The sequence below is a fragment of the Tenacibaculum sp. MAR_2010_89 genome, assembly GCF_900105985.1.
GTDB classification, from domain to species: domain Bacteria; phylum Bacteroidota; class Bacteroidia; order Flavobacteriales; family Flavobacteriaceae; genus Polaribacter; species Polaribacter halocynthiae.
Window position 1 is genome coordinate 968,264 of sequence record NZ_FNUB01000005.1, and the last position, 14,367, is coordinate 982,630.

Genomic DNA, 14,367 nt, shown 5'->3' on the forward strand with positions numbered 1-14,367 from the left:
TAAGACGTTTTCCAAAAATAAAAAAGGACACTTTTTTTAATTTTATTTCAAAATTAAATTATGAATACTAATTTAACTAAATAATTTTAATGTGGTTTGGCGTAAAAATCTTTTAAAGAGTTTGTATAGATACAATAATTGATTTTAGAACTCCAAAAATCAATTTTCCTTGGATTAGGAGCTTCAGTTGGTACTAGCATTAGGGTTGTTTTATCATTTATTTTCTGTTGATTAATGTCAGTTCCAATTAAGTTTCGATGATCTAGGCTAGTATCTAAATAGTATAAATAATCATATACAAACTCAGTATATGATCTTTTTGATACTTCTTTTAAGCTAGTTAGCTCTAGGTTTTCATAGTTATTAGTTAATGCATTTTGAAACTCAACAGCATTTAAAGGAATATTATTTAAAGCAGGCATAACATTGAACTGACCATCTACAAATGCCCATTTTTGTATATCATTAATAAAAACCTCAGTAGCTACATGTCCGGGAGAAGATTTTCTTGTTTCTACATCTTTAGTTTTTAAATAAATAGTTCTAGCCTTAAAACCTGCATTTTCTAATTGGGCTTTTAGTACGATTGCATAGGCAAAGCAAGGAAATCTACCTCCAGCTTTAGCTTCATCTAAAATAGTAATTGGGTCTGATTTACTTGGTGAGTTATTTCCGCTATGTTTCCATCTAGCATTTGTCCAATCTAAAATTTTCACGATTTTTTCAGTGTCGTTAGATTTTTGATCGATTAAGTTTTGGATAGGGTATTTTGAAGCAAGTTTTGTTAGATATTGATTTTCTTTGTTGTTTTCATACAAAATAAAGAGACTGTCATTTTTAGAAGTAATGTTATGTTTTATTTCTTCCCTCGAAAAAGAAGTCCCTTTAATTATTGTATGTGCATATATAGAATCATTTAAGTGTACATAAAAATCATACGATTTCCCTTCAAAAACATCAAAAGAAATGCTATCCATGTCTGTTTTGAAAACGAACTTTTCAGGATTGGAAAGGCATTGTATTTTCAAAGTATCATGCTTTACTTGTGGAGCAATAGACCATCTTCCGTTATACCAGTTTTCTGCAATTTTAAAGCTAGTATTTACAGTTGATGCATTTATTACTGGATGATTGTTGTATGTTTTTGATTCTTTACAAGAAATAAATAAGCCTGTTAAAATAAGTACTAAAAATAGTTTTTTCATAGTTATATATTGTGTTTATTTTATAGACTATAAATATACTTATAAGGTTGCCTTATTTAAATTTTTCTTAACAGAATATCTCCACTAACGGTTTTTAATTTTAAATAAGCAGTACCGTTTTTTATGGTTCCTTGAATTTTATTACGAGATGATCTTTTGCTTTTTTGATTAAAGTCAATATCTAAATCTGAGTACACAGTACCAGTTAATGTTCTTGCTTCAAAAGTAGCATCAGCTACAGCAACATCAATATCACCACTAACAGTTTTTAAATACATGTTTTCTGAGTGTTTTTTTATATCAATATTACCGCTAACTAAATCTAGCGTTAATTTCCCTTGATATGAAGAAACGGCTACATCACCTGAAATACTTTTAACTTTTAAAGTCATTTTTTTAGGTACATAAATAACATAATTAATAACTATATTATTATGGTTAGAACAAAAATTGTAACTGTTACAACCTTTACCACTGTGAGTTATAGTAACTCCTTTTTTATGTTTTTTAAATAAGTTTCCAAAATCAGATTTTACATTATAAATAGCTCCCGTTTTTTTGGTTTCAAATTTAAAGTAGTCATTGTCTTTATTGTCGTTTATATTAACGTTAGCAACTACTGAGATTTCATTTTTATTCCAATTTTGAACTTCTATAGTGTTAGCAAATTTGGTATTTACATACACTTCTTCAATAGAGTTAGAATTTTGTTTTGTTACTGCTTTTTTTTGAGCGGTTAGGTTACTAAAAGGCAATAGTAATCCTATGAATAAGAATAAACTTTTCATTTTTTTAGATTTTAAATTACGTGTGAATTAGTTTTTTAAGAGACTATTTTTTTCTAAGATAGATGTCTCCCATTGATGATCTTAATTTAATTTGCACACCACCATTATTAATGGTGCTTACAATTCTTTTTCTACCACTTACATTTTTTAAACCTTCTTTTGTAGGAATGTTAATATCAAAGTTGGTATACACTGTTTTGTTAGTTTTTATTTCTAAATCTGCTTTTGTTGAAGCAGGAATAGCAATGTCAATTTCACCAACAGATGAACTTATACTAATAGGAGATGATTGATTTACTTTACTAAAATCGATATTAATTGCTCCTGTACTAGAGTGGGCAGTAATAGGTCCAGTAACATTTTTCATGTTTATTTGACCAACGTTTGAGTCAGCTTCAATTTCAGAAGAAAACCCTTCAATATGAATGCTTCCTAGGTTACCTGAATCTACAAAAAGATTAATGTTTTTTGGAAGCTCAAGCTGAATTCCATGTCGTTGGAAACGAGATTTTAAATCTTTAACAATTAAGGTGCTTCCTTCTTTTGTTATAGAAAAACCAAACCCATTAGTGTTGTCTTTACCTCCTGGGTAAATAGCGGTTAATCCTTTTCTTTTATCTTTTTTCTTTTGATGATGTTTGTTATTTGAGTGTTCACGATCATTATCTTCTTCACATTGATTGTCAGAATGATTACTGTGATTTTTTAATAGTAATGAATTTGTATTCGTTGCTATAACTTTAATTGTAGTGTTTGATAAAATATGTACTTTTTTTACTCCTTGTAAAGAATGTTTGTGTTCTTTGCCTTGAGAAAAAGCAGTGCTTCCAATAAATAATAATAATAGGACTATTTTTTTCATGATGTTTTATAATTTTAATTACAATAAACTTGGTATGTTGTATTGTAGTTCTTGTTTAACATAATTTGGTGTTTCTTCGTTTTCTAGTAGTTTTTTCATGGGTTCGAGCGCTCTTTTTTCTTGTATTTTAGCTAAAATTTGAATTAATTCAATTTGAATAATGGCTTCTTTTTCTGTTTGCAATGCTTTAATTAAAGCTGTTTTCACAAGTTCTAATGATGAAAATTTTGAAAGTGCTTCTGCTGCAGCTAATCGCACATTAACATTTTTATCATAGAATAGCTTATTAACTATGGCTTCAATTATTTCTGTATTATTTTCCGAAAACTTTTTTGAATTTGTTACTCCTAAAATTCGTTTACTAGCCGATTGGTTATCTAATAAAGCAAAAAACTGTTGTTTCTGTTGTGTTTTTTGCTGACTAGCAATTGATGTTTTTTGTTGATTAGACTGCCTACCAATTAAAAAAGCACTTAAAACTATTAAAATACTTGCAGCAATTTTTATATACGATTTCCAATCTGGTTTAGACTTTAATGAAATAACTTTAGTGTTTGCCTCTTTGATTTCTTTAGCTAAAAAGTTTTCAAAGTTCAATTTTAATGTTTCACCAGGTTTTTCTATTTCATCATTAGATATAATTAAAAGAATATCTTCTAATTTTTTTAATTCATTAGTACAATTATCACAAACTCTTATATGAGTTTCTATTTTTAAATGCTCTTCTTTTGAGAGTTTATTATCTATATAATCAATAAGTTGATTTTGTACGTCGTTACAATTCATAATATGTTTTTTTATCAACCTTCTATAGTTTGAAAATACATGTTTTTTAATTTCTTTAAAGCCCTATGTGTTTTGACTTTTATAGCTCCTGCTGAACTTCCTAAAATCTCAGCAATTTGTTCGTAATTTATTCCCTGATATCTATGCATTACAATTAATTCTCTATCAGAAACACTCAACTGTTGTAATGATTTTTGTAAATGCTCAATTGCTTCTTTATTTCCTTCTGAAGCTATTTCTTTATTCGAGCTTATTAAATCATCATTAATAATATTGGCTCTTTCTTTTTTGTTTTTTTGATAGTGACTTGTAAAAATATTTCTTGCTATTGTAAATATCCAAGACGCAAAATTTCCACTTTTATAAGATGATTTATATTTTAATATTTTTATAAATACTTCTTGTGTTAAATCTTCACTAATCGTTTTATCACGTAACATTTTCTTGAAAAAATTATAGATGCGAAGATGATATCTATCAAAAATGATGGATAGCTTTTCTAGGTCTCCATTGGCAACTAGTAACATAAGTTCTTCGTCTGTTAAGTTTTTCAATGTGTTAGTTTTGGTTAGTTTCTATCTTTAAAACCATCAATTTACAAAAAGGTTACACTTAGGGTGAAAAAAAATTAAAGAATAAAAAAACTCACCATTGGGTGAGTTTTAAATTATAGTTGATTAAAGTTAAGTTTTACTTAAAGTTATTTAGTTGTATTACAGCTTTCACAGTATGCTTTGCGTAAGTATTTGTCTTCAAGCAACTGAAAGGTAACACCACCTTCTAGTGAAGGATTAAAAAGTTTACAAAAACGATCTTTATTCATGTTAATGGCATTTAGCATGATAGTTCTGTATTCAGTCGTTTCAGTATATGCTGTATTTATGATCGTTAAATTTAAATAATAAAATAGTAAATCTTCATCTATGGTAATACTTCTAGCTTTTTTATCTAATAGTTCAATAGCACTATCTATATTGGCATAATGAGTTAAAAATTGAGCTAAACTCAAGTAGTCATAGTTTGAAAGAGGAAACTTTTTATAGTTGTTTAAAATATACTTTACAGAAACATCTTTTTTAGCATAGTCTCTTTTCCTCATTTCTTTTTCTGCTTTTACTATATGAAAGTTTACAAGCATTCGGTCTATTAATTTTTGATTAATGCCATGTTTTTTTAAGTTGAAAATTTCCTTTTTAAAATTATTTTCATTGAATGACTTTGCATTGTTTCTCCAAATAACAAACTTTAAAACAGCTAAATTGTATTTTATTCTTTTGTTTTTTGGTGCTATTTTTTCTAATTGCTCTAATTCATGAGTAACAATTAATGTTTGACTAATATTGTTTAAATACTTAACCATACTATTTTTGGTAAGTAGGGTGATGTATTTTTTTTGCCTAGGAATTTCCATTTTAGTTAAAACTTCTGGAGAATATCTTTCAGCTAACTTTCCTATAATAGTATTTTGAATGTTTATTGCTTGTTGTATATCGTTATTAACAATGTTTTCATTAAAAAGCGTTACCAATTTAGTGATTGGCATGTCTTTATATTTATCAATTTTATCGAGTTCTAAAGTAAGTACCGCTTTTCGATGATTTTTTAAATAAGGCTCTAAATCAGTAGCTACTTTACCTACTAATTTCTTTTTTATTTCTTTTTTTGATAAATCTGTAAAATCAGTATAAGCAGTTTCTTCAATGTCATTTAAAAACTCTACCCAATTTTCTGAGGTTTTAACTTCTGTTTGGATATGAGGTTTTTGAAAGGACTGTAGTGCTTTTGCAATACTACTAGCACGTTGATTTTGTAGTTCAGTATTTCTTTTTAAACTTCCTTCAACTGATGCATAAGCTCTAATATTAATTTTTTTAATGTTAAAATCTGTTAGTTGTAAAGAGTCATATAAAGGTTTAATATCTTCAGGTAAATAAGTGGCTTTATTTTTTTTGAAAGGGATAGTGAATTTTAGCGTTTTATATTTTTTTACAAATTTATCTTTTTGAGTAGTTATGCTTTTTGTTTTGTACACTAATGAGTCTAAATATACTCCCATATCTAGTAAATCCCATGGGTATGATTGTAAATTGTATATATAGTAATATTCGCATAATGTTCTATTTGCTAAAAACAAAATATTAAATTCTAATTCATCTTTTGCAAGCGGTTTGGGTATTTGTCCTACATATACTCTATACCTTTTTTGATAGGGCTTTAAACTTCTTCGTAACTGTTTTGCATATACAGGTTTTAATAAAAGACCTCTTACTTGTTGTGGCTTTACATCTTCATTACATTCATATCTTGTTTTTGGTACAATATCTACAGCTATACCATCACCTGTTTGTTTAAAAAGTTGTGTAAACCACTTTTTGTTATTTATTTCAAAATATAGTTTCGTACCTTCTCTTTTAATACCAAACTTTATTTCTTTAGGTTTTTGCCTAAACATTTTTGAAAAGTATTGGCACTGTTGACTTCTTTCACTTTGAGTAGTTTGTATTTTTATACCATGTTGGTTTTGACCAAAACATAGACTGTTTAAAAATAGCGCAATTAGTAGTAGGTAGTTTTTCATAGTTTATTTTATTGAATATAATTTTAAGTAGGATGTTTATTATTTTTAAGTGCAATGCAACTTGATTTTAATTAATTTAAAATTAAAAGAAGTTGTTTAGTCTCTTCTAAAAGAGATAGCAATATTTCAATTTTAATATTAAATTCATCTTCAAAATATGGATGTTTTAAAAAGATTGTGTTATTTTTTATATTATATAAAACAGAAACTGTCATGTCATGTGCTCCAGCAATATGTGCATAAAACTTATCTCCGTAGGAATTAAATCCACCAAGTTTTTTAATTATGTAACTTTCTATTTCTGGTAATGATTTGGCCATTATACATTCAAAACTTTTTAAACGACCTATTTCATAATCAATATTGTCTATTTTTTGATTACTTAAATATTCATTTAAATAGTTTAATTTTCCTTTTGAAGCTATAAAAACTAAACCATTATATTTTGACCAACTTATTTCTTTTGAAATATTTTTTATTTTCATTTTATCATTCTGGAAATATAAACTTTATGCTTTTCTTAAATTAACTAACTATTTTTATTGTTGTTTATTTTTTTGTTACCATTTAAAGTTTTATTGTAAAAAATACTCTTTTCGGTTATCTTGAATTATAAACTTTTCTGTTAAAAGTTCTACTAATCCATTACATAATTCAAGAATTAGTTTGTGGTTGTTATTATTTTTAAGTTTCCTTTCTATTTGATAATAATTCAAATAGCCATCTCTTTCAAATAAAAATGATAGTATTAATGTTTTAAGTTCTTTCATTATTTATACTAAAATAGATGTACTGTTATTATAATGTTGACTATAGTTCGGTTATCTGTCAGTACTTTCTAAAATGGCAAGCCATTCCATAATTAACTCTTTAAAATCAGATGTAGGTAATTCAAAATCAGAATGACCTAAATCACTCTCTATTAATTTAGTATTACTTTGCTCTATATAAGCTAGTCCAACAACATCTGCTCCTATATCATTGAATTCTAATTTTCCATTTATAACGGAATCAATTTCAGGTAATAAATCTTCTTTTATTTCTTCTATATTATCCCAAAAGCTGATAAAGTGAGAAAGAATTTGTTTTTTGTTATCTGTTGTTACAACAGATATGTTCTTATTAATAGATAAGTTATATTTTTTTAATAATTTCATAATTATAAACTTGGAAAGGCTGTTTTTATATCACTTGAATTATCTAAATATATTTTAATTAGTTCTTGAAACTCCAAAACACCAATTAGTATAATATCCGCCTTCTAATTCTATTTTCTCTAAGTCGGCTAGGGTAAAAAACGACTCTCCATACAAGGATATGATATGATTGGGGTTTAACTTTAAGTATTCTAATGAAAAGTCATACATCAAATGATCATAATCTGCCTGATCGGTTACTCCTAGTCTATAATAGGATTTATCTTCATCTTTAACCTCTATTTGGTCGTTTTCAAGATTTAAATAAAAATAATCTTCATTCTCTTGATTAAGAGTTTTATATTTTTTAGAAATATATAATTCAAAATATTTTGGATTAGAAGTTTTTTCAATGCTTAAATTTACCTCACTAGTTTCGCAACATTTCTCAATGCTATCTAGAATGCCCTTGGGTAATACCTTCTTTTTTGTTAAAATAAGTAAAGCCATTAATCTATTATTTTTATGAGTTTATCTAAAAGGGCTTTAATGACTATTTACCAAATTACCTAATTGAAAATCTTCACTATTTGTATGATTTTTAATTTTCAATTTAGTGTTTGATTATGTCTAGTTTACTAGTTTTAGAATTGTTGTTTTTAAGCCCAAGAGATTTTATATCTTTTCTCGTTTTTCAAAAACTGTAGCCAATCTTAACTGGTTTTTTATTTATTAATATTACAATTTTAGTAGAAAGATATTTCCTTATCGAAAACAGCCTGTCTTTAAAAAGGCTGTTCTTACTTTTTATTTTAAATGTTAGTTAGTAGAAGTTATTCTTTTTTTTATACTTTCTAATAGTTTTTTATCTTGCTTTTTTAAATTATACTCTTTGAGTTCATAAAAATTATATAAACTAGGAGAATCTTTGTCGTATGATTTTATTTCTAAAATTAAACCGGTTAAATTAATGTTTTTGTTTAAATCAAGAATTTCATAATTATTAAAAGGAATTTTTATTTTGTCATTAACATAAACTTCATTAACATCTATAAGCTCACCTAAAGAAGATTGTCTTATTTCAGTGATAACTATTTTATAGGCTTCAATACCGTTGATTGTTTTTTTATCATTTCTGTCTACTTCAATTTTATGTTTTATGTTCCATTTCTTTTTTAAACCTTCAGTAACCTCAAAAAACCTTTTGTATTCTTTATTATTTTTATAAAAGAGGGTATGTTTTTTTTGTTTTTCAGGAATAAATAAAATTTTAGTATCAGCAGTTTTTATTAATACAGTATCAGGATAGATATTTAACTCTACATTAAATGAAAGGTTTTTGAAGCTTTTTATTGCTTCAAAAATTCCTTTGGTTATTAAAGTATCTTCTTTGGTTTCGTTTTGAGCATAAAATTCATTTATTGCAGAATTATCCATTTTTAAAGTTAAAGAATACTTTAAATACCCATCTGTTATATTTTGAGTTAAAGCTTTTACACTCAATAAAAATAGGATTATTAAAAATGTTTTTTTTATCATTTTTACTTTAGTTATGATTGTTTTGGGGTTATTCTTTCACTCTCCATGTTTTATCTCCCCAGTTTTTATATAGTTGAGAAAATTTAACACCATCTAAATATTCTTCAGGCTGCATAACTTCTTTAAGTGAACTAACAAAATCAAATATATTATCTGTAATTTTTGTATGAGTATTTGGATATCCATCAGGATCATAATAATAAATGAAATCTTTTTTGTCTCCTTTTAATCCTAGTAAAATGCCTCCAATAGCACAATGACCAATAGTTAGGTAATCAATATCATCTTTATCTTCTATTTCTTTTGAAAATAATATTGAGTCTTCAATGGAGTTAAAACCTGAAAAATCAATTTCAGGTTTTAACGAAAAAGTAAAATAACTAAGATACCTTTCATCTTTAAAAGTAGGATGATAAAACATTTCATATGAAATACTATTCTCTCCAATTAAAAAGTTATTGATAAATATTTTGTATAAAGGAGGGAAACAGATATTATTTTTTTTCTCTAAACAGTTAATGTTATTGAATTCTTTTTCTTCTTTTGCTTTTAATAATTCAAATGATTTTCTCATAAATTTATATTTTCAAAAATCGTAGCCAATCTTAACTGGTTTTTTATTTATTAATATTACAATTTTAGTAGAAAGATATTTCCTTATCGAAAACAACCTGTTTTAAACAGGCAGTTTATTATTGTTTTTTAATTAGTTATTATTTCTAATATAATCTGATAAAGCTTTTTTAATTAATACTTTTAAGCTTTCACCATCATGTCTAATCATTTCTTTGTTAGATTTTGGAAAAGTAATCATAATTGTATTTTGATTATTTTCTCGTTCACCATCCATTTTTAAAATAAAAATATCTCCAGAATTTTTAATTTCTTCTAGACAAGTAAATAGTTCATCGATTGTTGCTTGTTTTTTGTTTATTATTTTTTTTATATTCATTTTAATATTCTGGAAACATAGATTTTATAGCATAAAAGGCAGAATACTTATTACTTAGATATATCATGTTTTCTTAAATTAACTAACTATTTTTTAGATACCATTTAAAGCTTTTTTTAAGATAAAGGCTCTTTTTGGTTGTCTTGAATTATAAACTTTTCTTTTAAAAGTACATTTAACCCATTACCTAATTCAAGAATTAGTTTATACTTGTTGTTATTTATAAGTTTCCTTTCTATTTGATAATAATTCAAATAGCCATCTATTTCAAATAAAAATGATAGTATTAATATTTTAAGTTCTTTGATTATTTATATTAAAATAGATGGCTTGTTATTATAATGTTGACTATAGTTTGGTTATCTGTCAGTACTTTCTAAAATGGCAAGCCATTCTATAATTAACTCTTTAAAATCAGATGTAGGTAATTCAAAATCAGAATACCCCACATCACTACCCAATAATTTAGTAGTAGCTTGCTCTATATAAGCTACTCCAACAACATCAGCTCCTATATCATTGAATTCTAATTCTCCATTTATGACTGAATCAATTTCTGGCAATAAATCTTCTTTTATATCCTTAGAGTTATTCCATAAATCCAGATATTGAGCTAATATTTGAATTTCTTTTGAATCAGATATAATATGGATATAATTACAATCTGTTTTTTTTAGTTTTAATTTATATTTTTTAAGTGCTCTCATAATTATAAATTTGGGAAGGCTGTTTTTATATTTCCTAGATCATCTAAAAATATAGTGATTTTATGACCTGTGGTGGTGAAACCATTATATTTATTTCCATTTATTAGTTTTTTGTTTTTGAATGAGTAGGCTATTTCAGCTTGTATTTTTTCAGTACTCCAGTTATTAGGAAAGAAAGTTGATTTTGTTTTTTTTACTTTCCAGTTTGTACCTTGAGCATTTGTAAAACCATTTATTTGTTTTTCTACTTTTGCTTTATAAAAACCATCTCCTAAATTTTCAATTTGTGTCCCTGGTTTTATTCTTGCAGTACCATTTGAAAAAGCTTTGTTAGAATGAATACCAGTAACCGTATAAATATTTTGACCAGCTGCATTTTTACCTGTTATAGTGATGTCTCCTTTAAATGTATGATCATTAAGTTTAGTGTTTGTTTCAACTTTATTAAAACTCTTTATAAAATCTGGGTCTTTTCTTAACTGTTCAAAAGCTTTGTCACCTAGATCATCTAATTTTTTACTACTTTTGACAAAGGACTCCACAGCATCTTTTCCTGAAACAATAACCCCATCTGATTTGTCTAGTAATTTTAAAGTATTTCCATTTATAGATGTTTTAAATCCTTTAGCAAGTGCTTTTCCTAAATTTCCTACATACTTGTAGGCTATTTTAAATACTTTGGCAACTTTTTTAATGAGTTTACCAAATTTAAGAAGTGCTTTCATTACTTTTCCGGCAGGTATGATTCCTATAATGGCAAAAGCGAGTTCTGTTGTTCCACTAGTATAGCTACCTTTTTTAAAATCAGAAACAGCAGTTACAAAAGATTTTAACTCACTAACACCTGGGATAAGTTCAGGTATCATTTCTTTTAAAACAGACACTATAATTTGCCCAAAAGCTTTCCATTCTTCTACAGTTTTAGGGAGTTCTATTCCTAAACTTTTTAAGCTTGGTAAAAAATTAATGAATAATGAATTTTGAACAACTATATTTTGTTCAAAAAAAGATAAACTTTCAAAGTTAGTAGTATTCTTATTTTTAAGAATGTTAATGATTTCTACAGTTTTTTTAACCATTTCAGAAGCTTCTCCTGAATTTATAGTAGTTGCTTCTAAGGAAAGATTAACTAATGAACTTCCTAATTCTTTAAAACTATTACTTCCTTGAAGAAAATATCCTACATTTCTTAAATAAGCGTATTGAGTTTCTACAGTAGTCATTCTTGATGGTACATTTTTTAATGCGTCATCAATTGAATTAATTCTAGTAAAACCTTTTACTGGAATTGTATTAACAACTGCTGATGTAGATGATGTTGTGTTGTTATCTGGGCTGTATGAGTTTCCTGAGCCACCAGTATTTGTACTTCCCCCTGAAGTTCCTATATCAGTTCCAGAGTTACCACTACTTCCAGTGCCACACACATAGGTTCTAGAGTAATTCCAATTATCTTTACCGTAGTTAGCACATTTTCCGTTAGCACTGTTATATACCCCATGGGTATTACAAAAACGTAATGTTGCACTAGTTTCCCAACCACAATCAGGGTTTGCCATTTTAAATTGCAAAGGATTCTTTATTCTTTCTAAAAGACTTTCAACGTCATTAAAATAAGGGCTTTTAGAAATTTTCGCTTTAAACACTAAATTCTCTCCATTTTGTACATAGTGTACTTTATTATATTTTAAAATATACCCTCTTATTTTGCCATTTTTCTTTTCAATAACTAAATTTTCAAAGGCTCTTTTTTCTTTAAGTTCTCTTTGAATACTAAAAGTATAAGATACATACTCTCCAATTTCTACTCTGTTGAAGTTTTCTGTATTTATAGTAAATTCATTGTTACTATGTGCGTGTTTATCAGATTTTGCATGCCCATGTTTTTTTTGATATACTTTATTTGCTTTAAATGTATTGGCTAGTTCAATGAAATCAGATTTATTTTGAGCTTCTTTTAAAGATAAGCTCTCAATAATAGGTTTAGTATTTTTTTGAGTGTTTTGTAATACAATATCATCTTCGTTTTGACAGCTGTAAAAAGTAAAAGCTAGTAAACAAAATGTGAGTAGTAGTTTGAATGTTCTTTTTTTCGTGTTCATAATTACAATTTTATTTTTTTTCAAAAATACTTAAATAAATATATTAAAAAGTAAGTCAACGACTTACTTTTTGTAAGTCATTGACTTACTTATTAAAAACTGTTTTTAAATGGAAATTAAATGAAGGAGTACTATTAGTTTAAAGAATAAAGGATATGAATTGTTATCAATTTTTAATAAAAAGAGTGTTTAAATTTTAAAGGGGAAAATACCTTTTTTTAAGATTATAACAGTACGCTGTTGCTATAGCTAGCCTTAATTTTCTTATATTTGTTACTGTGCAATCCGCTATATTGCATATTCCCAATTTAAAACCTTTCATATTTTATCATGATAATAAACAGAGTTAAAGAATTTATTGAATTTAAAGGTATTACTATTAGTGATTTTGAAAATACTATTAACATTGGTAATGGTGTTTTGAATGAAGCTATTAATAGTAGAACAGAAATAAATTCTAAATGGCTTGTTGTTATCTCTGCAAATTATCCTGAATTAAATTTTAATTGGTTGATTACAGGAAATGATTCGATGTTAAATTTAGAGAATGATTATGTGGTTGATTTGACAGGGGTGAAGAATGAAAATATTTTAGATTATATTTTAATCAATTCTGATAGTTTTAGAGAGGAAACTAAAATTGATGCCGTAGTTACAATATTATCTAACTTTCAACAACAAAGAGAGTTGAAAAAAATGTATGCTAAAATAGAAAGTTATGAAAAACTATTAGAACAAAAACTCAAAAACGAGTAATAGATTTTATAAAAAGTGAGATTTATTTTTGTTTAAAAACGTACTCATTTTTTTATCTAACTTATCGTTTATTTTTGCTGTTTTGTTTTCTTCTTCTATAACTTTTTTAGCTATTTCAATAATAGTTTTCTTTTTAATATTTCTACGTTGTTCTTTTGTAGTATAAGTCCTCTTTTTTAAGATTCTACGTATTATATTTCTCAGCAGCTTCATACTCATACTAAACTCCTTTTAGTGTTGTTACTATATCATCATCAAATGCATTGGTGTTTTCTTTAACGCTGTCAGCAGAAAGCATAGCCTTATCGTTCCTTTCAGAGTAAAGAGCTTTCAAAGCTACCCGAGGATAATGAACAGTTTTTATTCTATCAATTAATGAAAGTTGTTTTAAAATTAAATCATCTTTATAGGTGTAGTTTTTCACTAAAAAGTAGGTAAAACAACTTGAAAGTGCACCTGCAACTAATAAGATTATTATATAACTATTTTTACTAAAATCGTTATGTGTAAGAAATGTTAAATGAATTACCCAAAAAAAAGAGACTGCTATACCTGTGATTGAAATAAATTGAAATTTAAAAGTGCTTCCATTTACAATATCATGATACAATGATTTACAACTAAAAAGTAGACCTAAAATCACTAATCCAAACATGTAAATCCATAACCTAAAGCTACTTCTACCTCTAAAAGAATGTTCTTTTGCTAGCCTTTTTTTCTTTTTTGTGTAGATTTTTAATTTGTTTTGAGAAAGTTTCCATTTTTCTACCCTAGCTTTTTTATATTCTGATATGGTAAGAGTATTGCCAAGCTCTTTTAATAAGGAGTCTTGAACTTGGTTTCTTTCTTTAATAATTAAACTATAGTTTTTATAATGTTCATTATATTCATCTGAATATTTGTTAAAAAATATATGGAATAAAGACATAGTAACTATACAAAAAGCTACTATGCCT

18 protein-coding genes are annotated in these 14,367 nt (G+C 26.4%); 1 reads left to right on the forward strand and 17 read right to left on the reverse strand.

Features of this window, described 5'->3' with window-relative positions; genetic code table 11:
• Positions 1 to 86: 86 nt before the first annotated feature.
• From BLV71_RS07890 to BLV71_RS07960, 15 genes are all read right to left on the reverse strand, one after another.
• A complete protein-coding gene (locus BLV71_RS07890; RefSeq protein WP_093870018.1) occupies positions 87 to 1,205 on the reverse strand; it encodes a transglutaminase domain-containing protein in 1,119 nt (372 codons plus the stop codon).
• Between the two features lie 56 nt (positions 1,206 to 1,261).
• Positions 1,262 to 1,993 carry a DUF4097 family beta strand repeat-containing protein gene (locus BLV71_RS07895; protein WP_093870019.1) on the reverse strand — a complete coding sequence of 244 codons (732 nt, stop codon included), beginning with the start codon at positions 1,991 to 1,993 and terminating at the stop codon, positions 1,262 to 1,264.
• A gap of 43 nt (positions 1,994 to 2,036) precedes the next feature.
• Positions 2,037 to 2,855: a DUF4097 family beta strand repeat-containing protein gene (locus tag BLV71_RS07900; protein ID WP_093870020.1), complete on the reverse strand. Its 819-nt coding sequence runs from the start codon at positions 2,853 to 2,855 to the stop codon at positions 2,037 to 2,039.
• 18 nt (positions 2,856 to 2,873) lie between these two features.
• Positions 2,874 to 3,641 carry a HEAT repeat domain-containing protein gene (locus tag BLV71_RS07905; RefSeq protein ID WP_093870021.1) on the reverse strand — a complete coding sequence of 256 codons (768 nt, stop codon included), beginning with the start codon at positions 3,639 to 3,641 and terminating at the stop codon, positions 2,874 to 2,876.
• Positions 3,642 to 3,655: 14 nt separating this feature from the next.
• On the reverse strand, positions 3,656 to 4,195 hold the full coding sequence (locus BLV71_RS07910; protein WP_093870022.1) for an RNA polymerase sigma factor: 540 nt from the start codon (positions 4,193 to 4,195) through the stop codon (positions 3,656 to 3,658).
• A 146-nt stretch (positions 4,196 to 4,341) separates the two neighbouring features.
• Positions 4,342 to 6,219, reverse strand: coding sequence for a hypothetical protein (locus tag BLV71_RS07915; RefSeq protein WP_093870023.1), 1,878 nt, complete (start codon positions 6,217 to 6,219; stop codon positions 4,342 to 4,344).
• 71 nt (positions 6,220 to 6,290) lie between these two features.
• Complete coding sequence (locus BLV71_RS07920) at positions 6,291 to 6,704, reverse strand: hypothetical protein (RefSeq protein ID WP_093870024.1); 414 nt, start codon at positions 6,702 to 6,704, stop codon at positions 6,291 to 6,293.
• Between the two features lie 90 nt (positions 6,705 to 6,794).
• Positions 6,795 to 6,989: a hypothetical protein gene (locus tag BLV71_RS07925; RefSeq protein ID WP_093870025.1), complete on the reverse strand. Its 195-nt coding sequence runs from the start codon at positions 6,987 to 6,989 to the stop codon at positions 6,795 to 6,797.
• Between the two features lie 51 nt (positions 6,990 to 7,040).
• The gene (locus BLV71_RS07930) at positions 7,041 to 7,376 is read right to left on the reverse strand and encodes a hypothetical protein (protein ID WP_093870026.1); all 336 of its coding nucleotides are present in this window, start codon (positions 7,374 to 7,376) and stop codon (positions 7,041 to 7,043) included.
• Positions 7,377 to 7,430: 54 nt separating this feature from the next.
• The gene (locus tag BLV71_RS07935; protein ID WP_093870027.1) at positions 7,431 to 7,865 is read right to left on the reverse strand and encodes a hypothetical protein; all 435 of its coding nucleotides are present in this window, start codon (positions 7,863 to 7,865) and stop codon (positions 7,431 to 7,433) included.
• Between the two features lie 309 nt (positions 7,866 to 8,174).
• Complete coding sequence (locus tag BLV71_RS07940; RefSeq protein WP_143032769.1) at positions 8,175 to 8,894, reverse strand: hypothetical protein; 720 nt, start codon at positions 8,892 to 8,894, stop codon at positions 8,175 to 8,177.
• A gap of 28 nt (positions 8,895 to 8,922) precedes the next feature.
• Positions 8,923 to 9,468: a hypothetical protein gene (locus BLV71_RS07945; protein ID WP_093870029.1), complete on the reverse strand. Its 546-nt coding sequence runs from the start codon at positions 9,466 to 9,468 to the stop codon at positions 8,923 to 8,925.
• Between the two features lie 132 nt (positions 9,469 to 9,600).
• Positions 9,601 to 9,846 carry a hypothetical protein gene (locus BLV71_RS07950; protein WP_093870030.1) on the reverse strand — a complete coding sequence of 82 codons (246 nt, stop codon included), beginning with the start codon at positions 9,844 to 9,846 and terminating at the stop codon, positions 9,601 to 9,603.
• Between the two features lie 359 nt (positions 9,847 to 10,205).
• Complete coding sequence (locus BLV71_RS07955) at positions 10,206 to 10,553, reverse strand: hypothetical protein (RefSeq protein WP_093870031.1); 348 nt, start codon at positions 10,551 to 10,553, stop codon at positions 10,206 to 10,208.
• Positions 10,554 to 10,555: 2 nt separating this feature from the next.
• Positions 10,556 to 12,655 (reverse strand): EndoU domain-containing protein, encoded by a 2,100-nt coding sequence (locus tag BLV71_RS07960; RefSeq protein ID WP_093870032.1) that lies wholly within the window; start codon positions 12,653 to 12,655, stop codon positions 10,556 to 10,558.
• Between the two features lie 330 nt (positions 12,656 to 12,985).
• On the opposite strand from BLV71_RS07960, the gene BLV71_RS07965 reads away from it, so the two are divergent.
• The gene (locus BLV71_RS07965) at positions 12,986 to 13,411 is read left to right on the forward strand and encodes a hypothetical protein (protein ID WP_093870033.1); all 426 of its coding nucleotides are present in this window, start codon (positions 12,986 to 12,988) and stop codon (positions 13,409 to 13,411) included.
• Between the two features lie 6 nt (positions 13,412 to 13,417).
• On the opposite strand, the gene BLV71_RS07970 is transcribed toward BLV71_RS07965, so the two are convergent.
• Positions 13,418 to 13,630 (reverse strand): hypothetical protein, encoded by a 213-nt coding sequence (locus tag BLV71_RS07970; RefSeq protein WP_093870034.1) that lies wholly within the window; start codon positions 13,628 to 13,630, stop codon positions 13,418 to 13,420.
• 1 nt (position 13,631) lies between these two features.
• Positions 13,632 to 14,339, reverse strand: coding sequence for a hypothetical protein (locus BLV71_RS07975; protein ID WP_093870035.1), 708 nt, complete (start codon positions 14,337 to 14,339; stop codon positions 13,632 to 13,634).
• Positions 14,340 to 14,367 lie beyond the last annotated feature (28 nt).